The sequence below is a fragment of the Mesorhizobium sp. 1B3 genome (assembly GCF_050958605.1).
In the GTDB taxonomy this organism is placed as follows: domain Bacteria; phylum Pseudomonadota; class Alphaproteobacteria; order Rhizobiales; family Rhizobiaceae.
The window spans coordinates 203,806-227,218 of record NZ_JBJHDO010000007.1; the positions used below are offsets into that span (position 1 = coordinate 203,806).

Genomic DNA, 23,413 nt, shown 5'->3' on the forward strand with positions numbered 1-23,413 from the left:
GCAAATTATTCAGCGTTCTGCGAAGATAACGGAATGGATCCTCGGGTCACCTCGCCTCGCTTCGCTCGGCTCAGGCCCAAGGATGACGAAGCTCAACCGTTCATGCCAATCGCAAACGTCGGCGATTGGCGCAGGCCTCCAATGCAAATCGTCATCCTCGGGCTTGAGCCCGCGTCAAGCGGGCGAGGATGACCCGAGGATCCATTCCGTGACATTCCCGAAATCCGCCACGCTGCACCATCGAGACCGACCGCGCCGCAAGCATCGGGCTCACTTCTGCTTCGCCATCTCCCGCAGCACGAACTTCTGGATCTTGCCGGTCGAGGTCTTGGGGATCTCAGCGAAGATCACCGCCTTCGGCACCTTGAAGCGGGCGAGCAGCGAGCGGCAATGCTCGATGATCTCCTCTTCGCTTGCCGTCTTGCCCGGCTTCAGCTCGACATAGGCCACCGGCACCTCGCCCCATTTGTCGTCGAGGCGCGCCACCACCCCGCAGGTGGCGACGGCCGGGTGCTTGTAGAGCGCGTCCTCCACTTCGATCGAGGAGATGTTCTCGCCGCCGGAAATGATGATGTCCTTGGACCGATCCTTGAGCTGGATGTAGCCATCGGCATGCATCACGCCGAGATCGCCGGAATGGAACCAGCCGCCAGCAAAAGCCTCCTCCGTGGCGGCCTTGTTCTTGAGATACCCTTTCATGACGATGTTGCCGCGGAACATCACCTCGCCGATCGTCTCGCCGTCGGCCGGCGTTTCCGTCATGGTTTCGGGATCCATCACGGTGAGCCCTTCCAGCGCGGCGTAGCGCACGCCCTGCCGCGCCTTCCGTGCGGTGCGCAGGCCCTTGTCGAGGTCGTCCCACTCGCCGTGCCACTCGTTCACCACGGCCGGGCCGTAGGTCTCGGTGAGGCCATAGAGATGGGTGACGGCGAAGCCGGCGTCCGCCATGCCGGCGAGTACGGCTTCCGGCGGCGGCGCGGCAGCCGTGTTGAAGGTCACGACCTGCGGAAAGCTCCGCTTGTCCTCGTCCTTGGCGTTGATCAGCGTCGACATGACGATCGGCGCGCCGCAAAGATGGGTGACACCGTGATCGGCAATGGCCGCGTACATGGCCCTGGCCCGCACCCAGCGCAGGCAGACATGGACACCGGCCTGCACGGCGAGCGTCCAAGGGAAGCACCAGCCGTTGCAGTGGAACATCGGCAGCGTCCAGAGATAGACGGGGTGCTTGCCCATGCTTGCATGGATCGTGTTGGTGTAGGCCATCAGGGCGGCGCCCCGGTGGTGGTAGACTACACCCTTCGGATTGCCAGTGGTTCCCGACGTGTAGTTGAGGGCGATGGCGTCCCACTCGTCGTTCGGCATGGACCAGGCAAAGGCCGGGTCGCCCGCGGAGACGAATTCCTCGTAGTCGATCGTGCCGATGCGCTCGCCCTTTTCGTAAGGTGCGTCCGCGTCATATTCGGGATCGTCGAAGTCGATCACCAGCGGCTTCACCTTGGCGATGGCCAGCGCCTCCTTCACCACCTTGGAGAACTCGCGGTCGACGATCAGCACCTTGGATTCGGCATGATCGAGCTGGAAGGCGATGATCGTCGCGTCGAGCCTGGTGTTGAGCGAATGAAGCACCGCCTTCACCATCGGCACGCCGAAATGGGCTTCCAGCATCGGCGGGGTGTTGGAGAGCATCACGCTCACCGTGTCGCCCTTGCCGATGCCTTTGGCGGCGAGCGCCGAGGCGAGCTGCAGCGACCGTTCCCAGAAACGGCGGTAGGTGGTGCGTTGATTGCCATGGATGATCGCAAGGCGCTCGGGATAGACCTTGGCCGTCCGCTCCAGATAGGTGAGCGGCGTCAGCGGCTGGTAGTTGGCGGCGCGCCGCTCGAGATCCTGCTCATAAGGGTTAGTCATCCGGTCCTCCCGTTCTGGAGCTTGCCCTCAAAATCTTTCACCGCTCAGCGCAATACAAGATCGAAGATTCCGTCATAGACGAGCTTCACGGCAATGAGCCCTATGTGATGTAGGAAAAGGCGTGAAAAAGATCCGGCCGCACGCGCTGCACAAGCCGACCAGCGTCGTCGCGCTTGCCGCGGCGATCATGAATGAGGGGTCGGAGAGAAGTGTGGAGATCAAGGCGAGAAGGCTCTGGTCGGAACCGGTCCTCTACACTTGAAAGCCTGGTCGTGGCGAGGAGTTTCTGGAGCGGTCGTCGGAGTTCGCCTGTTCAAACGGTCGCGGGTCGTCTATGCCCCATTCCAACCAAGATCGGCCTGCATAGGCATCGGAGCCGACGTGGCTTCCGGTTTCGGGATGATCCGATGCGAGGCAAGAAGAGCTGAACCTGGATACCAGCCACATGAATGAACAAAGCCCACCCAATCGCTGCCGCCTCGTGCTGATCGCGCCGCCCGACGCGGAACCCGAGCAATTCGAGACGGAACTCGATGCAGCGCTCGCCGCCGGCGACGTCGCGTCGCTCATCCTGCCGCAATACGCCATGGACGAGGACCGCTTCCAGGCTTTCGCCGAGCGCGCCGTTCCGACCGCACAGCAGCGCGGCGTCGCCGTGATCATTGCCGGCGACAGCCGGGTCGCCGGCCGCGTTCATGCCGACGGCATCCATATCGAGGCCGGCAGGCAGGAGCTCGCCGACGCGATCGTCCGGCTGCAAGGCCGCATGATGGTCGGCACCGGCGGCGCCAAGACCCGTGACGACGCGTTGGATCTCGGCGAGCTCCGGCCCGACTACCTGTTCTTCGGCCGCTTCGGCTATGACAGGGATGCCGAACCGCATCCGCGCAACCTGACGCTGGGCCGCTGGTGGGCCGAGATGATCGAGGTCCCCTGCATCGTTCTCGGCGGGACGGACGTCGCCTCGGTGGAGGCGGTCGCGGCGACCGGCGCCGAATTCGTCGCACTCTCCGCCGCCGTATTCGGCGGCGACGCGGCGAAGGCCGTAGCCGAGGCCAACGCCATCCTCGACCGGACCGCACCGCGTTTCGAGGAGTGATGCGGTGACGTTACGACCTCTTCTCGCTGGCCTTGCCGCCGCGCTTCTCGCGACGTCTGTCCTGGCAGCGGATGGCGACCGTCCGGGCAATGCCGCCGACAAGGTCGACCCGCAGCGCTTCACCAAGAAGCTCGACCCGGCTTACGGCGCCTTCCAGCGCGGTCTCTATCGCACAGCTTACAATCTGGCGCTGGAGAAGGCCAAAGAGGGCGATGCCCCATCCCAGGTGCTCGTCGCAGAGATTCTGGCGCGCGGCCTGGGCCTTCCTCGCAACGAGACGGAGGCCGCCGACTGGTATCGCCGCGCCGCCGAGCAGGGCGTTCCCGAGGCGCAGTTCCAATACGCGCTGCTTCTGGTCGATGGGCGCTTCGTGAAAAAGGACAAGAACGAGGCCTTCGCGCTGATGGAAGCCGCCGCGGAGGCTGGCAACGCTCTGGCGCAGTTCAATTTCGCCCAGATGCTGGTCGAACGCGATCCCGGCTCCAAGGGTATGACACGCGCCGTAGATTACTACCAACGCGCGGCCGAGGCCGGCCTTCCCGATGCGCAATATGCCATGGCGCGGATCCATGCCGACGGGGTCGGAGGCCAGCCGAAAGACGACACGGAGGCGCGGCGGTGGCTTACCCTCGCCGCCCGACAGAATTTCGACACCGCCCAGCTCGATCTCGGCACCTGGCTCGTCCAGGGCCGCGGCGGCGACAAGGACGAGAAAGGCGGCTTCCGAGTGCTCAAACAGGCGGCGGAAGGCGGCAACGTGGCGGCGCAGAACCGCGTCGCCAAGCTTTATCTCAACGGCATCGGCACCGATCCCGACTCCATCTTCGCGGCCGCATGGTACATCCTCGCCCGCCGCGCCGGCCTGGTCGATCCGATCATGGAGGATTTCATGAACGGGCTGACCGATGCCGAGGTCAAGACGGCGGTGGTGCGCGCCAACAGGCTGCGGTGAGAAAGGAGCGAGTGGCAAATAGCGAATAGCGGAACGGGCCGCTCGAATTCTCGCTCCCCATTCGCTACTCGCTTGACCATTCACCGCATTTTGTGGTCTTGGAGGCCCGATAGCGCCGTCGCGGCGAAAAATCTCTTCCGGAAAGAAATCATGGCCAAGATCAACGGCAACGAAATCCGTCCAGGTAATGTCATCGAACATCAGGGCGGCCTCTGGGTGGCGGTGAAGACCAATGCGGTCAAGCCCGGCAAGGGCGGCGCCTACAACCAGGTGGAACTGAAGAACCTCATCAACGGCACCAAGCTCAACGAGCGCTTCCGTTCGGCCGAGACGGTCGAGAAGGTACGGCTCGAGCAGAAGGACTTCTCCTTCCTCTACGAGCAGGGCGATTCCCTGGTGTTCATGGACACCGAAAGCTACGAGCAGCTCGAGCTCAACAAGGACTTCGTCGGCGAGCGCGCCGCCTTCCTGCAGGACGGCATGATGGTCACTGTGGAACTCTACGAGGAAAAGCCGATCGGCATCTCGTTGCCCGACACCGTGGTGCTCACCATCACCGAGGCAGATCCCGTCGTGAAGGGCCAGACGGCCGCATCCTCCTACAAGCCGGCTGTGCTGGAGAACGGCATCCGCGTTCTCGTCCCGCCCTTCATCTCGTCGGGCGAGCGCATCGTCGTCGACACCAACGAGATCACCTACATCCGCCGCGCGGATTGAGCGGGTCCTGCTTCGCAGGGCAGTGAATGGTGAATAGGCGTTTTCCATTCACCATTCACTATTTACCATTCACTGCCGCAGGCCAGGAACAGGAGTAACATCGCATGGCGCGTTCAGCGATCCTCAACGTGATGGTGCAGGCGGCCATGAAGGCCGGCCGTTCGCTGGGGCGTGACTTCGGAGAGGTGCAGAACCTCCAGGTCTCGATGAAAGGCCCGGGCGATTATGTCAGCCAGGCCGACCGCAAGGCCGAGGAGATCATCCATGGCGAGCTCGCCAGGGCGCGGCCCGGTTACGCCTTCCTGATGGAGGAACGCGGCGTGGTGGAGGGCGAGGACGCCCAGCACCGCTGGATCGTCGACCCGCTCGACGGCACGACCAACTTCCTGCACGGCATTCCGATATTCTCCATCTCCATCGCGCTGGAGCGTCAGGGCCAGATCGTGGCGGCCGTTATCTACAACCCGGCGATGGACGAGCTCTATACCGCCGAGCGCGGCGGCGGCGCCTTCCTGAACGACCGTCGCCTCAGGGTCGCGGCGCGCTCCAAGCTCACCGACGCGGTGATCGGCACCGGCGTGCCGCATCTCGGCCGCGGCCATCATGGCAACTATCTGATCGAGCTGCGCCACGTGATGGGCGAGGTCTCCGGCATCCGGCGCATGGGTTCGGCCGCGCTCGACCTCGCCTACGTCGCGGCGGGGCGCCTCGACGGCTTCTGGGAAAGCTGGCTCGCGCCGTGGGACATGGCCGCCGGCATCCTCCTGGTGCGCGAGGCCGGCGGCTTCGTCAGCGACCGCGAAGGCGGCCAAGGCATGCTGGAGAATGGCACCATCGTGGCCGGCAACGAAGCGATCCACCGCACGCTGCTGAAGACAGTCAACAAGCCGCTGCCGGTAAGGTGATCCAAGGGCAAGGGCACGTCCTTCGCGCCCCTCTGTCCTGCCGGACATCTTCCCAAGGGGGAGATTGGCCTTCATATCTGATTTCGCCAATCGCCAACGTTGCCCACCGAGCGCCATCGCAAGTGACAGCCGATCTCCCCCACACGGCTACGACATTCACATCTTGGGCGGTACGGACGGTGGCCGCTGTCACTTGCGTTTGGCTGCCTCGTTCTGCATCGCCGGGCGGCCGGCCGCAATGGAACGGAATGGATCCTCGGGTCAGCTCGCCCGCTGGCGCGGGCTCCCGCCCGAGGATGACGATCTGCGTTGAAGGCCGGCCGCAAATCGCCGACGTTGGCGATTGGCATCGCCATAGAGGCTTCGTCATCCTCGGGCCGGCGCCGAGCGAAGCGATGGCGACGTGACCCGAGGATCCATTCCGTTAGGTCTCGGAAACCCACCCAACGGTGCAGAACGAAGTGGCCAAACGGCAGTGAGAGCAGCCATCATCCGATCCCTTCCCTGCCGCCCGAGATGTGCGAATCTCGTACCCTCGTGGGGGAGATGTCCGGCAGGACAGAGGGGGGGCGACGTCGAGCACCAACCGTGCCTATCGAGCAACCGGCAGTCCCCGCCCATGAAATCGCCTCTTTCCCCTGCTGATTAAAACCAAGGGACCGAAGAGACGGCAATCATGACGCGTGAGACGGGGCTCCCCGAAATCCCATTCATGGGACGTTATCGCCACACACGGGCCGAGCTGATCGCCGACGGCATCGTGCATGCGGTGGGCATCGTGCTTGCCATCTCCGCCGGCTCGATCCTGCTCGCCTTCTCCGTCTTCCATGCCGGCGTCTGGGAATATGTCGCGGCCGTCTTCTACGTCGTGTCGCTGCTCACGGTACTGTCGATCTCCTGCGCCTATAATCTGTGGCCTATCTCCCGCGCCAAATGGATTCTGAGGCGCTTCGATCACGCCGCCATCTATCTCCTGATCGCCGGCACCTACACGCCCTTCCTTGCGCAGCTCGACAATCCGGCGACGGCGTGGCTGATGATCGGGCTCGTCTGGGGAGCGGCGGCCGCCGGCATGGTGATCAAGCTCGCGCTGCCCGGCCGCTTCGACCGATTGGCCATCGTCTTCTATCTCGCCATCGGCTGGAGCGGCCTCGCCATCGGCCACAGCCTGCTCGACACCCTGCCGGCCTCCACTCTCTGGCTGATCGTCGCAGGCGGGATCGTCTATTCGAGCGGCGTGGTCTTCTTCGTCTGGCAGGGTCTGAAGTTCCAGAGCGCGGTCTGGCACGGCTTCGTCGTCGTCGCCGCCGGCCTGCATCTCGCCGCCGTCATGGACCTGCTCGTCGTCAACCGTATCTAACTCCGGACGACCCTCGTCCCGGGCAACGATTTCGGCGCAGCCGAAAATCGCAAGGGCGACCGCCCGTCGCGCCTGATGGCGCGCAAGCCAAGCGCACGGATGCGCGCGCCGGCGCTTGAGGCAGAATAAGAAACAGACCAATCGCTCACGAGCGATTGGTCTGTCTTTCAATTTGGGCACAATTCCGTTTAGAGTCCTGCTTCAATCGGGAAGCGGGATCGCTCGAGGCTCAGGAATGGCATTGTTCAAGACTTACGGGTCGGACGTCAGCGTTGGGGAAACCGGCTACGATCCGCAGAAGCTGTCGAGCCCTCAGGTCTTCCTGCTCTCCATGCTGGTCTTCCTGGCCATCGTCGGCTTCATCGCCGCCATCCTTTACCGCCAGATATCGTCCGCCTTCGTCACCAATCCCGGCCTCAACGGCCTGATCCTGGGCGTGCTGATGGTCGGTATCCTGCTCGCCTTCCTGCAGGTCATCCGCCTTTTCCGCGAGGTTCGCTGGGTCAATTCCTTCCGCGCCGGCTCCGAAAGCACCGAGCCGGTGCTGCTTGCGCCGATGAAGGCGCTGCTCAGCCGCTCGTCCTCGATGGCGCTGTCGACCAATTCGATGCGCACCATGCTCGATTCCATTGCCAACAGGCTGGACGAGACGCGCGACATCACACGCTACCTGACCGGCCTGCTGGTCTTTCTCGGTCTGCTCGGCACCTTCTGGGGCCTGCTCCACACCATCGGCTCGATCGGCGACACGATCCGCGCGCTCGATCCCGGTTCGGGCGACGCGGCCGACGTATTGGAAGCGCTGAAAGCCGGCCTCTCCGCTCCGCTCGAGGGCATGGGCACGGCCTTCTCCTCCTCCCTCTTCGGTCTTGCCGGATCGCTCGTCGTCGGTTTCCTCGACCTTCAGGCCGGCCGCGCCCAGACGCGCTTCTACACGGAGCTCGAGAACTGGCTCTCCTCGGTCACCGATCTTTCCTCCGATATGGCCGTCGATCCATCGCGGGCGGGCTCGGCGGAGGACGTGCGCCTTCTCTCGGAGCGCATGCGCAACATCCAGGAAGCCGGCGGCTCCAACCAGCGGGTCGCGACCGCCATGGCCAATCTCGCGGACGGGATCTCCGGGCTTGTCAAGAACATGCGCAACGAGCAGCAATTGATGCGCGATTGGGTCGAGGCCCAGTCCGAAGAGCAGAAGGCGATGCGCCGCACGCTGGACAAGCTCGCCGAGGCGCTCAAGAAATCGGAGCCCACCTGATGGCTCTCGCCCGTTCGCGGCGCGACCGCCGTATCGACTACTGGCCCGGCTTCGTCGACGCGCTCTCGACGCTCCTGCTCGCCATCATGTTCCTTCTTTCGGTCTTCGTGCTGGCCCAGTTTCTGCTGAGCCGCGAGATTTCCGGCAAGGACGAGGTGCTCAACCGGCTGAACTCGCAGATCAACGAGCTCACCCAGCTTCTCGCGCTCGAACGCGGCAACAACCAGGATGCGCAGGACGAGCTCGCCAATCTGCAGGCCTCCCTGGGCGCCGTCGAAAGCGAGAAGTCCAGGCTGGAACAATTGCTGGCGCGGGGCGCCGGCTCCGATCAGGCCGCGCAGGAACGCATCGGCGCCTTGAGCGGCGAGTTGGAAAACGAACGCCAGCTCAGCCAGCGCGCCATGTCGCAGGTCGAACTCCTCAACCAGCAGATCGCCGCCCTGAGAAAACAGATCGCCGCGTTGGAGGATGCCCTTCAGGTCTCCGAGCAGCGCGATCGCGAATCCAACACCAAGATCGCGGATCTCGGCCGCCGCCTCAACGTAGCGCTCGCCCAGCGCGTTCAGGAACTCAACCGCTACCGTTCCGATTTCTTCGGCCGCTTGCGCGAGATCCTGTCCGACCGCGAGAACATCCGTATCGTCGGCGACCGCTTCGTGTTCCAATCGGAAGTCCTGTTCCCTTCGGGCTCCGACGTCATCAACGACGCAGGCCGTGTCGAGATGAAGAAGCTCGCTGATGCGCTGCTCGAGCTGCAGAAGGAGATCCCGCCGGAGATCAACTGGGTGCTGCGTGTCGACGGGCACACCGACAACCGGCCACTCTCCGGTTCCGGGCGTTACCGCGACAATTGGGAGCTCTCCTCGGCGCGCGCGACCTCGGTGGTGAAGTTCCTGATCGAGAACGGCGTGCCGGCCAACCGCCTCGTCGCCGCCGGCTTTGGCGAATACCAGCCGCTCGACGGCGCCGACACCGACGACGCCCGCGCCAAGAACCGCCGGATCGAACTGAAGCTGACGGAGCGGTAGGCTTGCGCGCAAGCCCCTCATCCGCCTGCCGGCACCTTCTCCCCGCAGGCGGGGAGAAGACCGTTTTCATTTCCGCTTTCGCCAATCGCCCAACCCTGGCGAACTGACGAAACCCAGACGGCCGGCGTCTCTCTCCCCGCGTGCGGGGAGAGATGTCCGGCAGGACAGTGAGGGGCGACTCGCGACAGGTCAAAAATCGTATTTGGTGGTCATACGGCCCTATCCCGAGGCGCCCGCGAAGCGGGCCTCAAGGCCTATTCCGCCGCCAGCGCCGGACGATCGAGCTCGACCGGCTCGTCGCCGATTGCGGACGCTTCCTCGGGCGCCGCCTTCTTCTTCTCCCTGCCGAAGAACAGCGCGTAGCCGGCGGGCAGGACCAGGATCGTCAGCACCGTGGCCACGAGGATGCCGCCCATCATCGCATAGGCGAGCGGGCCCCAGAAAACGCCGCGCGAGATCGGGATCAGCGCCAGGACCGCCGTCAGCGCGGTCAGCATGATCGGCCGGAAGCGCCTGACCGTGGCGCCCACGATCGCCTCGTGGCGCTCGATGCCGGCGGCGATGTCCTGATCGATCTGGTCGACAAGGATGATCGAGTTGCGGATGATGATGCCGAGCAGCGCGATGACGCCCAGTATGGCCACGAAGCCGAAGGGCGCGCCACTGATCAGCAGCGCCGCGGCGGCGCCGATGATCCCGAGCGGACCCGTCGCCAGCACCAGCATCGACTTTCCGAAATGCTGGAGCTGCACCATCAGAAGCAAGACGATCGCGAGCAGCATCACCGGCACCTTGGCGGCGATGGAGAGCTGGCTTTCGGCCGCATCCTCGGCCCCGCCCTGGATCTCGATCCTGTAGCCGGCAGGGAGGCCCGCGCGCAGATCGGCCATCTGGTCGTAGAGCTTCATCGTCACGTCGTTCGCCTGGATACCGTCGGGCAGCGTCGCGCGCACAGTGATAGTCGGTAGGCGGTCGCGCCGCCATTCGATGCCCGGCTCCATCGCGGGGACGACGCGAGCGATCTGCGAGACCGGCACGAAGTCGCCGAAATCGGTCGGAACATAGACCGAATCGACGGCCGAAAGCAGGGAGCGGCTCGCCCCCGGTTCGCGGGCGACAATCGAGACCGTCTCCTCGCCGTCGCGGAAATCGTCGAGCGGCATCCCGGACATGGCGGCCTGCAGCATCTGGCGAACCCGCTGCGAGGTGACGCCGAGGGCGCGGGCACGATCCTGATCGATCACCAGCTTCATCGCCGGAACCGGCTCCAGCCAGTCGTCATGGACGGCGCCGAGAAGCGGATTCTGGTGGAATCTCTCCTTCACCGCGTCGGCGATGCGGCGCACTTCCTGGCGGTCGGGACCCATCACGCGAAGCTGAACCGGCCAGCCGGTCGGAGGCCCAAGGAACAGCCGGTCGACCTTGGCGCGGATCGAAGGGAAGTCCTCTGCGAGGATCGTCCGCAGTTTGCCGATCAGCCTTTCGCGGGCCGGCTCGTCATTGGCCATGATCAGGAGCTGCGCGAAGTTGGGATTGCGCAGTTGCTGGTCAAGCGGCAGGAAGAAACGGGGAATGCCTTCCCCGATATAGGTGGCGATGAACTTCTTGTCCGGGTCGTCCATCATCCGCGCCTCGAGTGCCTGCGCCTGCGCCTCGACCTCCTTGATGCTGGTGCCTTCCGGCAGCCAGAGATCGACGAGGATCTCCGGGCGCTCCGATTGCGGGAAGAAGTTCTGCGGAATGAACTGGAAGCTCCAGAGGCTCGCAGCGAAAACCGCCAGCGTCGCGAGAAGGACCAGCACGCGACGCCTCACCGCCCAGCGCACCGTCGCGCCGAGCCGACGGTAGAAGGGCGTGTCGAAGACGTCGTGATGCTCGCCGGCATGGTGGCGCTGCTTCAGGATCATGTGGCCGAGCCAGGGCGTGAAATAGACGGCCACGAACCAGGACACGACCAGCGCGATGCCGACGACGTAGAACAATGAGCGGACATATTCGCCGGCGGCCGACTCCGCGAAGCCGACCGGGATGAAGCCGGCCGTGGTGATGAGCGTGCCGGTCAGCATCGGAAAGGCCGTCGAGGAATAGGCGAAGCTGGCGGCCTCGAGCCGCACCAGACCTTCTTCCAGCTTGCGCTCCATCATCTCGACCACGATCATCGCATCGTCCACGAGCAGGCCCAGCGCGATGATCAGCGCGCCGAGCGAGATACGCTGCAGGTCGATGCCGAGTTGGTACATGATGGCGAAGGTCGCAGCCAGCACCAGCGGAATGGTGATCGCGATAATGATGCCCGAGCGCCAGCCGATCGACAGGAAGGAGACGACGAGGACGATGACCAGCGCCTCGGCCAGCACCTTCATGAACTCGCCGATCGCTTCGGTCACGACGTCGGGTTGATTGGAGATCTGGTCGACCGAGACTCCGTAAGGCAGGGAATCCTCGAAGCGTTGATAGACCGCCTCGACGTCCTTGCCGACATCGGTCACGTTGAAGCCCTTGGCCATGACGACGCCGATCTGGACGCTTTCATGCCCGTTGAAGCGGTACTTGCGCTGGTAAGGGTCCTGCAGGCCTTCCGTCACCGTCGCGATGTCACCGAGGCGGGTCACCTGGTTTCCCGCGCGAAGGCCCAGCTCGCTGATATCCGCCGCGCTCCGGACGTCGCCCTCAACCGAGATGCGCACCGAGCGCGTGCCGGTGTCGACGGACCCTGCCGGATCGACATTGTTCTGCCCCTTGATGGCGTTCTGCAGATCGGCGAGCGTCAACCCGCGCTCGGCGAGCGTCTTCGAGGAGACATCGATATAGATCACCTGCGGCTGGTCGCCGAGCACGACGGCTTTCTCGACGCCCGGCGTGGTCAGCAGCATATCGCGCGCCTGGATGGCGAAGGCTTTCAGCTCCGGATAGGTGTAGCCGTCGCCGCTGAGCGCATGCATGGTGATGAAGGTGTCGCCGAATTCGTCGTTGAAATACGGCCCCATCAGCCCGTCGGGCAGTTCGCTTTCGATATCTCCCACCTTCTTGCGCACCTGATAGAAGGCGTCGGCCACCTCGTCAGGCGTGGTGTCGCCCTTCACCTGCAGGGTGATGATGGCGCTGCCGGCGCGCGCATAGGAGCGAACGAAGTCGAGATGCGGCGTCTCCTGCAGCTTGCGCTCGATCTTGTTGACGACCTGGTCCTGCATGTCCTCGAGCGAGGCGCCCGGCCAGACCGCCTGGATCACCATCACCCGGAAGGTGAATTCGGGATCCTCGCGCTGGCCCATATTGACCAGGCCGAGCGCGCCGGCGACCAGGATGAGCCCGAAAAGGAAGCGCGCGATGCTGGGATGGCCGATCGCCCAGCGCGACAGGTTGAACGGTCTCTTCTCCTGGGAGGAAGTCGTCATGGGACGTCTCGATCTCGTTTGGGTTGCCCGGTAGCCGGGTCAGGCTCAGCGGGTCGTCTCGGCCGTCTCGAGCGGGACGGCCGCGCTGTCTTCCGGCAACTTGACCTTCAACTCCTCGGCCATGAACTGCGTGCCGGCCGCGACCACGATGTCGCCCGGCCGCAATCCTTCCGTCACGCGGACGCCGTTGGCGGTGAAATCGGCAACCGCTACTTCGCGAGAATGAACGGTGGCGGTGGGGCGGTCGACGATCCAGACGATCTTCTTGCCGTCCTTCTCTGCGAGTGCCTCCAGCGGCACGGAGACCATTTGCTCTTCCGTGTCGATCGCCGCCCTCACCGTTGCCGTCATGCCGAGGAGCACGCGCGGATCGTCGGGCAGGCTGATGCGGACGGAGAAGGTGCGCGATCTCGGATCGGCGCTGCCCGCGACCTCGCGCACCTTGCCGTCGAGCCGCAGCCGGTCGTTCGTCCAAAAGCCGACGGTCACAGGCTTCCCCGGTCGGAAATGCGCAACATCGCCCTCGGGCACGGCGATCTGTATTTCTTTCTCGTCGTCGACGGCGACCGTCACCACCGGCGTGCCGATCGCCACGACCTGGCCGCGATCGGCGCCGAGCGCCGTCACGATGCCGTCCCGGTCCGCTTTCAGCTCGCCATAAGCGACCTGGTTCATCGCCTGCTGCAGGGACGAACGGGCTGCGTCGCGGCTGGCGACGGCCTGCTGGTGGCTGAGCACCGCCTCGTCGACATTGGCTTGCGAGGCCACCTTCTTCGCGAAGAGCTGCTCGACGCGCTGCTTCACCAGTCCTGCCGTCTCGACCTGCTTCTCGGCCGCGACCAGATTGGCCTCCGCGGTCCTGACAGCCAGTTCGTAGTCCGTGGCATCGATACGCGCCAATACCTCGCCCGGCTCCACCCTGTCGCCGATATCGACCAGCCGCTCGGTGATCTTGCCCGCGACGCGGAAACCGAGATTCATTTCCGTGCGGGCCTTCACCGAACCGGAATAGTCGAGCTTCCGGCTTTCGCCGCCATTCGCGATCTCCACCACCTTGACGGGGCGGACGACCTCGCTGACGGTCTCCGTCTTTGCCTCGGAGCAGGCGGAAACTGCGAAGCCGAGCGCTGCGATCACAGCGAGGGTTGCGAAAGGACGCAATGTCCCCTCGAAGGTCTTGAACGAATTCATCGTTCGCACTCCTGAAAAGCTTCGGCTATCGAAAGACGACCCAGCGGCCGCCGTTACTTCTTCAGCGCCCTGATCGCGAAATCGATCAGTTCGTCGGGTGTCGCGCGATTTTGCTTCGCGAGGCACTGAGCCACCAATTGCGGGTGGCAAAGGATGACGGTGCTGGCGCCGAAGCATCTGGCGGCGACAACGGCATCCTGCTCGGCGAACTCGCCGGCCTCTGTTCCGTCGCGGATGATTTCCGCGAAGACCTCGTTGATGCGGTCGATATGCTTGTCGATCACATGCCAGTCGCGCTCGAGCGCCACGACCACCATCTCATGCACTTTCTGCTCGTCGAGCATCTGCTCGAGCGTCATGCGGTGCAGCGCCATTATTGAGCGGCGCAAGCGGTCGGAAGCGGTCGCCGGTTCCTTGGAAATGGCCACGACGAGTTCGTAGCCGGCGCCCAATATGCGGCCGCAGATCGACTGGTGGATTTCCTCCTTGGAGGAGAAGAAGCGGTAGATATTGGCGGACGACATGCCGAGGTCGCGCGCGATGTCGGCCACGGTGGTCTTGCTGTAGCCATAGTGCCGGAAAAGCCGCTCGGCGGCCTCTAGAATGCGTCCGACATTCTCCTGCCGCGCGATGTCAAGGCTGTGTTCGACTGTGTCGCTCATCGGGGCCATATATTACGACTGACGATTTTCTATTTTCGTCACTCGTAAACCGTAACCGAGGCGAGGTCAATACCCGCCGGGAGGTGATTGATAGGCGAACATCACGGAAGGGCCAGCGGACGGCGGTCGCAATCCGCCGGGCCTGTGTCGTTTCAGGCGGTGGCGCCTTTGATCCATTGCGGCGTGATCGCGCGGAACTCGGATGGCTCGACCAGAAGCGCCGCGGTTTCCCGCTCGTAATCCGCATACCAGGGCTGTTTGACGAAATCGTCCGACCCGGTCTCATCGGTGTAGAGCTGGTAGGCTACGATCACGTCGGGATCATTGTCGTCGAAGCCGTAGACATAGGCGATCTGTGCGCCATTTCCATATGCGCCTTACCTCCTCGCGTTTGCCGGGCTGCGCCCTGTGCCTGATGTAGAGTGCTGTCTTGCTCATGATCGTCTCCTCAAAGCCGCGCGGCCCGCAGCCGCTGATGATCGGGCTTCTGCCCATGCAGTCGTGACGATCGAGAAGAGGCGTTTGTGACATGCAGCGACTTGTCAGGTGGATTTTGGTTCATCGGTATCGAGGCAACGACGGTGTTCCGTGGCGCTGCGCTTTTCCGGCCTCCCCTCCCGCGCCAAAATTCCGCTTGATCCAGTCACACGGCCCGGTCGATCCTGCGCCCCGGGAAGAACAATGAGGGGAGGATGGGAATGGCTCAAAGCGCGGATGCGATCGTCGTGGGAGGCGGGCTTGCGGGGCTCGTTGCAGCAGCGGAACTGGCCGACAGGGGTCGGCGCGTCATCATCCTTGAACAGGAAGGCGAGAACTCGCTCGGTGGACAGGCCTTCTGGTCGCTCGGCGGGCTGTTCTTCGTCGACAGCCCGGAGCAGCGGCGCCTGCGCATCAGGGACAGCCGCGAACTGGCGCTGCAGGACTGGCTGGGTTCGGCGCAATTCGACCGTGCGGAAGACCACTGGCCGCGCAAATTCGCCGAAAGCTTCGTCGATTTCGCCGCCGGCGAGATGCGTCCCTGGCTCCACCAGATGGGCATGCGCTGGTTTCCCGTCGTCGGATGGGCCGAGCGCGGCGGCGGACAGGCGCACGGCCACGGCAATTCCGTGCCGCGTTTCCATATCACCTGGGGCACCGGGCCGGGCGTGCTGGAGCCGTTCCTGCGCCGCGTCGGCGAGCAGGCCGCGAAAGGGCTGATCACGCTAAAGTTTCGCCATCGCGTGAGCCGGCTCGTCAAGACCGGCGAGACCGTGACCGGCGTTGCCGGCGAGATCCTGGAACCATCGACCGTGGAGCGCGGCCAGCAGTCCGGCCGCGTGGTGGTCGGCGACTTCGAGCTCGCGGCCGGCGCGGTGATCGTCGCTTCCGGCGGCATCGGCGGCGATCTCGCCCTGGTGCGCCGCAACTGGCCGGTCGGGCGCCTGGGGCATCCGCCGAAGACGATGGTCGCAGGCGTGCCCCACCATGTCGACGGGCGCATGATCAATATCGCGCAAGAAGCCGGCGGCACGGTGATCAACGGCGACCGCATGTGGCATTACACCGAAGGCGTGCGCAACTGGGCCCCGATCTGGCCGAACCACGGCATCCGCATCCTGCCCGGCCCCTCCTCGCTCTGGTTCGACGCGCGCGGACATCGCCTGCCCGCGCCCTGCCTTCCGGGCTTCGACACGCTGTCGACGCTGAAGCACATCCTGTCGACCGGCTACGACTATTCCTGGTTCGTTCTCACCCAGAAGATCATCAAGAAGGAATTCGCCCTTTCCGGCTCCGAGCAGAACCCGGATTTCACCTCGAAGCAATGGCGCGCGGTGCTCAAAAGCCGGCGCGGCGCCGGCGCCCCGCCGCCCGTCGAAGCTTTCAAGGAGAAGGGCGAGGATTTCGTCGTTCGCAATAATCTGCGCGACCTCGTGGCGGGCATGAACGCGCTCGCCGATGAGGCGCTGATCGACCACGACCGGCTGTTCGAGCAGATCGCCGCCCGCGACCGCGAGATCGACAATCCTTTTTCCAAGGACGCCCAGATCACCGCTATCAACGGCGCCCGCAACTATCTCGGCGACAGGCTGATTCGAACCGCCAAACCGCACCGCATCCTCGACCCCGCGAACGGTCCGCTGATCGCCGTCAGGCTCCACATCCTCACCCGCAAGACGCTGGGCGGGCTCCACACCGATCTCGACGCGCGGGTGCTCGATGCCACGGGCAAACCGATCCGTGGCCTCTATGCGGCAGGCGAAGCAGCCGGTTTCGGCGGAGGAGGCTATCACGGCTACAACGCCCTGGAAGGCACCTTCCTCGGCGGCTGCATCTTCTCCGGCCGCATCGCCGGGCGAAGTGCGGCGGGTAGGTAGTTGTTCCGGTTTGTTGCCTTCCCACCCCCCTCTGTCCTGTGTCCAGCCGGTAGATGGGTAACATCGTGGGAGGATTCGTTAGGTCGCGCAATGCGTGGAAGCTCGGGAGGGATGGCTTCTGGTACCAGCCCGGTCACTTCGTTCTGCCCCGTTGGGTGGGATCGCTCACATGTCACGGAATGGATCCTCGGATCAGCTCGCCCGCTGGCGCGGGCTCCCGTCCGAGGATGACGACTGCATTGAAAGCCTGCCCCCAATCGCCAACGTTGGCGATTGGCATCGACCTGGAAGCTTCGTCATCCTCGGGCCGGCGCCGAGCGAAGCGATGGCGGCGTGACCCGAGGATCCATTCCGTGACCTCTCGGCCGGCCACCAACGGGGCAGAACGAGGGGCGCGACCGGGCTCGGCCGATCCGATACCCCTACTCCGCCGCTCCCTTGAACGCCGTCGCCCCGGTATCGAACTGCAGCCTGGCAAGCCGCGCATAAACGCCGTCTCTCGCGACAAGAGACTGGTGCGTGCCTTCTTCCACGATACGACCGTCTTCCATCACCAGGATGCGGTCGGCCTTGAGCACGGTCGCCAGCCGGTGCGCGATGACGAGCGTGGTTCGACCCTGCATCAGATCCTCGAGCGCCGTCTGAACCAACGTCTCGCTTTCGGCGTCGAGGGCCGAGGTCGCCTCGTCGAGAAGCAGGATCGGCGCGTCGCGCAGGATGGCGCGGGCAATCGCGATGCGCTGGCGCTGTCCGCCCGACAGGGTGACACCCCGCTCGCCGACTTCGGTCGAGAATCCCTCCGGCAGCTTCTCGATGAACTCCTCGGCATGCGCTGCCCGAGCGGCCGCTGCGATCTCCTCCGGGCCGGCTCCCGGCCGGCCGAAGGCGATATTGTCGGAAACGCTGGTGGCGAAGATCGTCACGTCCTGCGGCACGATGGCGATGCGCGAGCGTAGGTCGGCCGGATCGGCTTGGCGCAGATCGACGCCGTCGACTAGCACCGAGCCGCGGTCGGCGTCGTAGAAACGCAGGAGAAGGGAGAAGACCGTGCTCTTGCCCGCACCGGACGGGCCGACGATCGCGACGGTCTCGCCCGGCTTGACGGTAAAGTTCAGGCCATGGAGAGCCGGCCTGTCGGCACGGACGGGATAGGCAAAATGCACATCCCGGAACTCGACGAGGCCGCGTGTCTTGGCGGGCAGCGGCTTGGGCGTGGGGGGTGCGGCGATCGTCGGCCGCTCCGCCAGGAGATCGGTCAGCCGCTCGGCGGCGCCGGCGGCCTGCGCGAGTTCGCCCCATACTTCCGAGAGCGCGCCGAGCGCACCGGCGGCAAGCACTGAATAAAGCAGGAACTGGCCGAGCGTGCCGGCCGAGAGCGTGCCGGCCAGCACGTCGCGCGAGCCGAACCACAACACCGCCACCACAGAGGAGAAGACGATAAGAATGGCGAAGAAGGTCAGGAAGGCGCGGGCGAAGGTCGAAGCGCGAGCCGCCCGGAAGGCGCTTTCGGCGGCCGCCGAAAAACGGCTCGTCACCAGCTTCTCATTGGTGAAGGCCTGCAGCGTTCGCACCGCGCCGATCTGCTCGCTGGCATAGGCGTTGGCGGCGGCAAGCTCGTCCTGCGCGGTCCGCGACTTCTTGCGCACCGAGCGGCCGAAGGCGACCAGGGGCAGCACGACCGCCGGGATCGCGGCGATGACGAGGCCGGAGAGTTTCGGGCTGGTCACCACCATCATGGCAATGGCGCCGAGCCCCATGATGAGGTTGCGCAGGGCCTGGGAGGCGGTAGAGCCGACCGCGGCCTTGACCTGCGTTGTGTCGGCGGCGAGTCGCGACACGATCTCGCCGGACTGCGCGTTGTCGAAGAAGGCAGGCGACAAGGTCGTCACATGGGAGAAGACGTCGCGGCGCAGATCCGCGACGATGCGTTCGCCGAGCGTGATGACATAATAATAGCGGCACGCCGAGGCCAGCGCGAGCACCGCCGCGATCACCACCAGCATCGAGAAATAATTGGCGATGAAGGTCGAGTCGGGCGAGGAAAAGCCGTGGTCGATCATGCGCCTTACCGCCAGCGGCAAGGTCAGCGTCGTGGCGGCGGCGAGCAGAAGGAAGAAGAGCGAGGCCAGCACGAGGCCGCGGTAGCGCCCGACATAGGGGGCGAGTCGCCGCAAGGGGCCGATCGAGCGCCTCTTGTCGCTGTCCGCTTCGATGAAAGCCTCGGCCATATGCATTTCCCCGGCCGGACTGCGGCCTTAGTCTTTGAGCGCTGCCCCGAAAATGCGGACGGCGCGGCCTTGTGCTTCAATGTCGGCTGATGTATAGGCACGCCGACCGTTTTGGAAGCCGTGGCATCAATAGCTGCGGCTTCGCCATTTCAAAGTGGGCGCATCGCCGCAGGCTTGGCGCCGCTCCAGGCAGGAACAGACCGATGAAGACCGATATCCATCCCGACTACCACATGATCAAGGTCGTCATGACCGATGGCACCGAGTACATGACTCGCTCGACCTGGGGCAAGGAAGGCGACACGATGAATCTCGACATCGATCCGACCACCCATCCGGCCTGGACCGGCGGCCAGCAGACCCTGCTCGACCGCGGCGGTCGTCTGTCGAAGTTCAAGAAGCGCTACGAAGGCCTCGGCATCTAAGCCCACGCTTCGTCGCAGCGAATACAAAAGGCCCCGCCACCGGCGGGGCCTTTTGCTTGTGTAGTGTGCTTCGCGGCGCGGGCCGGTGCACATCCGCCCGGACCCGCACCGGTTCTACCGTCAGCGGGCGGTCAACAGTTCCACATGGCGCTTGGCCTGGCGCAGCGCCGAGATCAGCCGGTTCTGGCCGCGCACGAGCTGCGTCTTTGCAAAGCCTAGCGTCTCGTCGTGCTTGTCCAACTCGGCCGCGACGGCGATCGAGGGGAGAGCCGGGATCGTCAGCGCGGGATCGTGGCGGAAGCGGTTCACCCGCGTGAAGTTGATCGGGACGAGGATGCGGGCAAGGTCCTGGATGACCGCGTTCGCGACCTTCGGCTGGACGCTGCCGGCCGCGACCGCTGCGTAGAAGCCATCCAGCGTGGTCGTCAGTTCGCCAACGGCCTTCTTCGATGCGCCGAGATCGAAGCGCGCTCCCGCCTTTTTCTGATAGTCCTCGATGGTCTCGTTGAACTCACGCATCGTGGCGCGCCAATCGAACGGAAGGATCTTCGCGTTGGCATTGCGCACCACCGCCAGCAGATAGACCTTGATGTCGCGGAGCAGGATATCCTTGTCGGCGATTTCGAGCGTGTCGTTCTCGGTGTGCCAGGCGATGTTGGCCCCGCAGCCGCCCACCGTGTAGTAGCCCTTCTCCTCGCGCAGGATGTCGGGCATCGTCGAAGACAGCATCAGGTAGCTTGAGATGCCGATGTTGTTGAAGGAATAGTCGCCGGCGCGGTGGGGGCGCTCACCCTCCATCGGCTTGCCCGCCACTTCCTCGACGACACCTGCGAGGAAATCCTCGGTCTCGCTCATGCGGCACAGATTGATGAACTCGGTCGCCCAGCGGCAGCCGGGGCTGTCGCAATTGACCTGCGCGACCGCATTCTGCTCGAGGTCGAGAGCGAAGTTGTCGGAGAACCATGTCGAGCCGGCATAGCGCCCGGTCGAATGGCCGGGCCACCAGCAGATGCGCACCGAGCGCTTGAGCTTGTCCCGGTTCGCCCAGAGAATCCGCGCGATCTCCAACATGGTCGCGTCGCCTGTGGCGTTGTCGCCCACGCCGACATCCCAGCTGTCGAGATGACCATGCAGGAACACGTATTTCTCGGGCTCTTCGGTGCCCTTGATGAAGACTTCCGGCAGCTTGGACGTGAACCAGCCTTCTTCCATCTCGGTGAACAGGGTCACCCGGCCGCCCTTGTCGGCGATGTCGGCGAGGGCTTCGCCGTCGGCCTTGTTGACCGCCGCCGCCGGGATCTTGGGCTTGCGCGGCAGATCGTCGAGATCGGGCGTACCCCAGATGGTCGTGCAGATGCCCCAGTGGATGTCGACGCCCGGATTGATCCCGATGACGCCGATCGCGCCGATTTCCTCGAATTGCGACACGAGGCCGGGGCTGGCGAAGCCCTCGGAGATGACGATCTTGCCGCGGACGCGATCGGCCAGTTCTTGCGTCGTGTCCACCTTCTGCTCGAACATGTCGGTGATCATCGCATTGTGGCGCGCGCCGACATAGACGATCTCGCCGGAAACGCCATTGCGAGCATCGGTGCTGTAGGCCGGCGGCTTGGCGCGGAAGGTCCTGCCTTCCGCCTCGACCCGAGCCGCGCCCGGCAGGCTGAGGTAAAGGCTCGGCTCGTGCACGGTGACCTCCACCCCGTGCTTGCGCAAGCGGGCGACGACCTCGTCCATGCCGCGATTGACGTCGGTGGGATGCTCTCGCTTGAAGGTCGCGAAACTCTCGACGAGACCCCAGGGTTCATCGAGCGAGACCCCGGAGAGGATGGCGGTTTCAACCTGGTCCATGAACGGCTCCCGAGTGTTTTATTCAGTGAAACGATGTTTTATAACAAGCAAACGCTAGCAGACGACTTCCGCTCCGGCAAGGGCGTGGTAGCGGACCGCTCGCAGCGAAACGCGAAGACGCCCGCGACGGCGGGCGGCGTGGGCGAAGCAAAGTCACGAACGACATCGGCGGGAAAAGACTTGACCAATCGCGCAAGCCCCTCATCGGCCTGCCGGCCACTTCTCCCCGTGGAAAGACGGGGAGAAGGACGCTGTCGTCTCCATTTTCGCCAATCGCCGGCGTTTCCGGTTGGCGAAACCCGAGCGGCCGGCGTCTCTCTCCCCGTTTCTTTACGGGGAGAGATGTCCGGCAGGACAGTGAGGGGCCCTTTTTGACTTACAATCAGCCCACCGACTTGGCCGCTCGCGGCGGCGCGCTCGGTTCCGCGCCGTGGATGGAGAGCTTGGAAGAAATCTCCGCAGCAGCTCCCAGTGCCGCCGAGATATAATTCTCCCTGCGCTCCTCATCGAAACGCACCATGGCCCCGGCCACCGAAATCGCCGCGATCACCTCTCCGTTGGCGCCGCGAATGGGGGCGGCGACCGAGAAGGCGCCTTCGTCGAGATCGTTGAGGGCGATGTTGTAGCCGTTCGTCCGGATGCGGGTCAGGATCTGGTTCAGCTTCTCGCGGTCGGTGACGGTATAGGATGTGAACGCTTCCAGCGGGCCGGCCAGGACCGCGTCGACCACGCTCTGATCCGAAAAGGCCAGGATGCAGAGAGATCCGCCGCCAGCATGCAGCGGCCCGTTGCGGCCGGCTTGCGCATAGAGGCGTATCGAATGGTGGCCCGCCCGGGTTGCGAGGACCAGAGAACGCAAGCCTTCGCGGATGACCAGATTCACGGTCTCCGAGGTGCTGTCGCGCAGCGCATCCATGACCGGCCGGGCGGCGAAGAGCAGGCTGCCGTCCCGACCGACGCGCTCGCCAAGCACGCCGATCCTGTAGCCGAGCGAATAGACGCCGAGCTCCGGGTCGCGGAACACGAAGCCACGGTCCTCGAGCGTCTGCAACAGGCGGAACACGATCGACTTCGTCAGGCCAAGAGACTTGGACAGCGCGGTCAAGCCCTGCCCGGGCTTGTCCCCCAGCGCCTCGAGCACGAGCAGCGCCCGGTCGACCGCGGCGATCGTATAGTCACGGCCCTTTTCGGTGCCTTCCATGGATGAACCCCTTTGCCCGATTATCGACAGCGGATCGGCTGTTGCAATCTTTGGATTTTGTGATTTACTCGTCTAAACAGAAACGAAGTTTCAGCTAGTAAAACATTGAGGGGTTGTCAATGCGGATTGCATATGCCGTTCCCGGACCTATGTCCAAAGGCCCGATGGGCCTCAAGGAGATGCGTCGGCGGGAGGACCTGCTGAATTCCTGGGCGTTTGCCGGAACCGAGGTGAGCGTGATCGACGTACCGGAAGGTCCGGCTTCGATCGAGTCGGCTTATGAGGAAGCGCTCTGCGTGCCCGCGACCATCGAACTTCTCATGAAATGCGAGCGCGAAGGCTTCGACGCCGCCATCATCGGGTGCTTCGGCGATCCGGGACTGGAAGCGGCGCGCGAACTGGTGAACATACCGGTGGTCGGCCCCTGCGAGAGCTCGCTTCTTCTGGCTTCCGGCCTCGGCCACAAATTCTCGGTGCTCACCATCTTCGACAGCATGGTCGCGGGGCAGGAACTGCTTGCCTACAAGGCTGGCGTGCTGGCCAAGCTGGCGTCGGTGCGCGCGACGGGCATTCCGGTGCTGGAGCTGATGAAGGATCCGGAGAAGACCAAGGTCAGGCTCGTCCAGGTTGCCCGGGCATGCGTCGAGGAAGACCGCGCCGACGCCTTCCTGTTCGGTTGCATGACCATGTCGTTCCTGAACATGGCCGAGGAGATATCGGCCGCGGTTGGCGCCCCGGCCGTTAACGCCGCGAAGGCTGCGCTGAAGAGCGCCGAGGCGCTCGTGTCCATGGGGCTGGCGCACTCCAAGAAGGCCTATCCGACTCCGGCCAAGATGGTGGCCGGAACGTCGTTCGAAGCGATGCGCGTCGCCTGACGCGGCG

At 64.5% G+C, this 23,413-nt stretch carries 19 protein-coding genes; 11 read left to right on the forward strand and 8 right to left on the reverse strand.

All coding sequences use genetic code 11. The features are described 5' to 3' along the window. Positions 1-270: 270 nt before the first annotated feature. Complete coding sequence (locus ACCO56_RS20065; RefSeq protein ID WP_433642614.1) at positions 271-1,911, reverse strand: acyl-CoA synthetase; 1,641 nt, start codon at positions 1,909-1,911, stop codon at positions 271-273. Positions 1,912-2,032: 121 nt separating this feature from the next. Between ACCO56_RS20065 and ACCO56_RS20070 the strand changes: the two genes are divergently transcribed. The 8 genes from ACCO56_RS20070 (at position 2,033) to ACCO56_RS20105 (ending at position 9,227) form a co-directional block, all read left to right on the forward strand. Further along, on the forward strand, positions 2,033-2,173 hold the full coding sequence (locus ACCO56_RS20070; protein WP_433642615.1) for a hypothetical protein: 141 nt from the start codon (positions 2,033-2,035) through the stop codon (positions 2,171-2,173). Between the two features lie 183 nt (positions 2,174-2,356). Beyond that, complete coding sequence (locus ACCO56_RS20075) at positions 2,357-3,010, forward strand: thiamine phosphate synthase (protein ID WP_433642616.1); 654 nt, start codon at positions 2,357-2,359, stop codon at positions 3,008-3,010. Positions 3,011-3,071: 61 nt separating this feature from the next. Further along, the gene (locus ACCO56_RS20080; RefSeq protein WP_433642758.1) at positions 3,072-3,962 is read left to right on the forward strand and encodes a tetratricopeptide repeat protein; all 891 of its coding nucleotides are present in this window, start codon (positions 3,072-3,074) and stop codon (positions 3,960-3,962) included. A gap of 150 nt (positions 3,963-4,112) precedes the next feature. Next, a complete protein-coding gene (efp, locus tag ACCO56_RS20085) occupies positions 4,113-4,679 on the forward strand; it encodes an elongation factor P (RefSeq protein ID WP_433642617.1) in 567 nt (188 codons plus the stop codon). 104 nt (positions 4,680-4,783) lie between these two features. Continuing rightward, on the forward strand, positions 4,784-5,584 hold the full coding sequence (locus ACCO56_RS20090; RefSeq protein ID WP_433642618.1) for an inositol monophosphatase family protein: 801 nt from the start codon (positions 4,784-4,786) through the stop codon (positions 5,582-5,584). 676 nt (positions 5,585-6,260) lie between these two features. Next, complete coding sequence (trhA, locus tag ACCO56_RS20095) at positions 6,261-6,944, forward strand: PAQR family membrane homeostasis protein TrhA (RefSeq protein ID WP_433642619.1); 684 nt, start codon at positions 6,261-6,263, stop codon at positions 6,942-6,944. A 235-nt stretch (positions 6,945-7,179) separates the two neighbouring features. Then, the gene (locus ACCO56_RS20100; RefSeq protein ID WP_433642620.1) at positions 7,180-8,199 is read left to right on the forward strand and encodes a MotA/TolQ/ExbB proton channel family protein; all 1,020 of its coding nucleotides are present in this window, start codon (positions 7,180-7,182) and stop codon (positions 8,197-8,199) included. Beyond that, positions 8,199-9,227, forward strand: coding sequence for a peptidoglycan -binding protein (locus tag ACCO56_RS20105; protein WP_433642621.1), 1,029 nt, complete (start codon positions 8,199-8,201; stop codon positions 9,225-9,227). Before ACCO56_RS20100 ends, ACCO56_RS20105 begins: the two co-directional genes overlap by 1 nt. Positions 9,228-9,481: 254 nt before the next feature. Here ACCO56_RS20105 and ACCO56_RS20110 read toward each other — a convergent pair whose 3' ends face one another. The 4 genes from ACCO56_RS20110 to ACCO56_RS20125 all read right to left on the reverse strand — a co-directional run bounded on the left by ACCO56_RS20110 (position 9,482) and on the right by ACCO56_RS20125 (position 14,789). After that, the gene (locus ACCO56_RS20110; protein ID WP_433642622.1) at positions 9,482-12,622 is read right to left on the reverse strand and encodes an efflux RND transporter permease subunit; all 3,141 of its coding nucleotides are present in this window, start codon (positions 12,620-12,622) and stop codon (positions 9,482-9,484) included. 45 nt (positions 12,623-12,667) lie between these two features. Next, a complete protein-coding gene (locus tag ACCO56_RS20115) occupies positions 12,668-13,813 on the reverse strand; it encodes an efflux RND transporter periplasmic adaptor subunit (protein WP_433642623.1) in 1,146 nt (381 codons plus the stop codon). Between the two features lie 53 nt (positions 13,814-13,866). Next, positions 13,867-14,475 carry a TetR family transcriptional regulator gene (locus ACCO56_RS20120; RefSeq protein ID WP_433642624.1) on the reverse strand — a complete coding sequence of 203 codons (609 nt, stop codon included), beginning with the start codon at positions 14,473-14,475 and terminating at the stop codon, positions 13,867-13,869. Between the two features lie 152 nt (positions 14,476-14,627). Then, entirely contained in the window at positions 14,628-14,789 is a 162-nt protein-coding gene (locus tag ACCO56_RS20125) for a hypothetical protein (protein ID WP_433642625.1), read from the reverse strand. A gap of 384 nt (positions 14,790-15,173) precedes the next feature. On the opposite strand from ACCO56_RS20125, the gene ACCO56_RS20130 reads away from it, so the two are divergent. Beyond that, positions 15,174-16,829: an FAD-binding dehydrogenase gene (locus tag ACCO56_RS20130; protein ID WP_433642626.1), complete on the forward strand. Its 1,656-nt coding sequence runs from the start codon at positions 15,174-15,176 to the stop codon at positions 16,827-16,829. 422 nt (positions 16,830-17,251) lie between these two features. Here ACCO56_RS20130 and ACCO56_RS20135 read toward each other — a convergent pair whose 3' ends face one another. Next, positions 17,252-19,057 carry an ABC transporter transmembrane domain-containing protein gene (locus tag ACCO56_RS20135; RefSeq protein WP_433642627.1) on the reverse strand — a complete coding sequence of 602 codons (1,806 nt, stop codon included), beginning with the start codon at positions 19,055-19,057 and terminating at the stop codon, positions 17,252-17,254. Between the two features lie 203 nt (positions 19,058-19,260). On the opposite strand from ACCO56_RS20135, the gene rpmE reads away from it, so the two are divergent. Beyond that, a complete protein-coding gene (gene rpmE, locus ACCO56_RS20140; RefSeq protein ID WP_433642628.1) occupies positions 19,261-19,482 on the forward strand; it encodes a 50S ribosomal protein L31 in 222 nt (73 codons plus the stop codon). A 120-nt stretch (positions 19,483-19,602) separates the two neighbouring features. Here the strand turns inward: rpmE and ACCO56_RS20145 are convergent, their stop codons facing one another. Together ACCO56_RS20145 and ACCO56_RS20150 are read right to left on the reverse strand one after the other, a co-directional pair. Beyond that, complete coding sequence (locus ACCO56_RS20145; protein ID WP_433642629.1) at positions 19,603-21,330, reverse strand: M28 family peptidase; 1,728 nt, start codon at positions 21,328-21,330, stop codon at positions 19,603-19,605. Positions 21,331-21,712: 382 nt separating this feature from the next. Beyond that, the gene (locus tag ACCO56_RS20150; protein ID WP_433642630.1) at positions 21,713-22,531 is read right to left on the reverse strand and encodes an IclR family transcriptional regulator; all 819 of its coding nucleotides are present in this window, start codon (positions 22,529-22,531) and stop codon (positions 21,713-21,715) included. A 119-nt stretch (positions 22,532-22,650) separates the two neighbouring features. On the opposite strand from ACCO56_RS20150, the gene ACCO56_RS20155 reads away from it, so the two are divergent. After that, on the forward strand, positions 22,651-23,406 hold the full coding sequence (locus ACCO56_RS20155; RefSeq protein WP_433642631.1) for an aspartate/glutamate racemase family protein: 756 nt from the start codon (positions 22,651-22,653) through the stop codon (positions 23,404-23,406). Positions 23,407-23,413 lie beyond the last annotated feature (7 nt).

Coding starts and splice junctions, on each gene's coding strand:
- efp (WP_433642617.1), top strand. CDS start 4,113: ATGGCCAAGATCAACGGCAACGAAATCCGTCCAGGTAATGTCATCGAA.
- ACCO56_RS20090 (WP_433642618.1), top strand. CDS start 4,784: ATGGCGCGTTCAGCGATCCTCAACGTGATGGTGCAGGCGGCCATGAAG.
- ACCO56_RS20135 (WP_433642627.1), bottom strand. CDS start 19,057: ATGGCCGAGGCTTTCATCGAAGCGGACAGCGACAAGAGGCGCTCGATC.
- ACCO56_RS20110 (WP_433642622.1), bottom strand. CDS start 12,622: ATGACGACTTCCTCCCAGGAGAAGAGACCGTTCAACCTGTCGCGCTGG.
- rpmE (WP_433642628.1), top strand. CDS start 19,261: ATGAAGACCGATATCCATCCCGACTACCACATGATCAAGGTCGTCATG.
- ACCO56_RS20100 (WP_433642620.1), top strand. CDS start 7,180: ATGGCATTGTTCAAGACTTACGGGTCGGACGTCAGCGTTGGGGAAACC.
- ACCO56_RS20075 (WP_433642616.1), top strand. CDS start 2,357: ATGAATGAACAAAGCCCACCCAATCGCTGCCGCCTCGTGCTGATCGCG.
- ACCO56_RS20145 (WP_433642629.1), bottom strand. CDS start 21,330: ATGGACCAGGTTGAAACCGCCATCCTCTCCGGGGTCTCGCTCGATGAA.
- trhA (WP_433642619.1), top strand. CDS start 6,261: ATGACGCGTGAGACGGGGCTCCCCGAAATCCCATTCATGGGACGTTAT.
- ACCO56_RS20120 (WP_433642624.1), bottom strand. CDS start 14,475: ATGAGCGACACAGTCGAACACAGCCTTGACATCGCGCGGCAGGAGAAT.
- ACCO56_RS20105 (WP_433642621.1), top strand. CDS start 8,199: ATGGCTCTCGCCCGTTCGCGGCGCGACCGCCGTATCGACTACTGGCCC.
- ACCO56_RS20065 (WP_433642614.1), bottom strand. CDS start 1,911: ATGACTAACCCTTATGAGCAGGATCTCGAGCGGCGCGCCGCCAACTAC.
- ACCO56_RS20130 (WP_433642626.1), top strand. CDS start 15,174: ATGGCTCAAAGCGCGGATGCGATCGTCGTGGGAGGCGGGCTTGCGGGG.
- ACCO56_RS20150 (WP_433642630.1), bottom strand. CDS start 22,531: ATGGAAGGCACCGAAAAGGGCCGTGACTATACGATCGCCGCGGTCGAC.
- ACCO56_RS20115 (WP_433642623.1), bottom strand. CDS start 13,813: ATGAATTCGTTCAAGACCTTCGAGGGGACATTGCGTCCTTTCGCAACC.
- ACCO56_RS20155 (WP_433642631.1), top strand. CDS start 22,651: ATGCGGATTGCATATGCCGTTCCCGGACCTATGTCCAAAGGCCCGATG.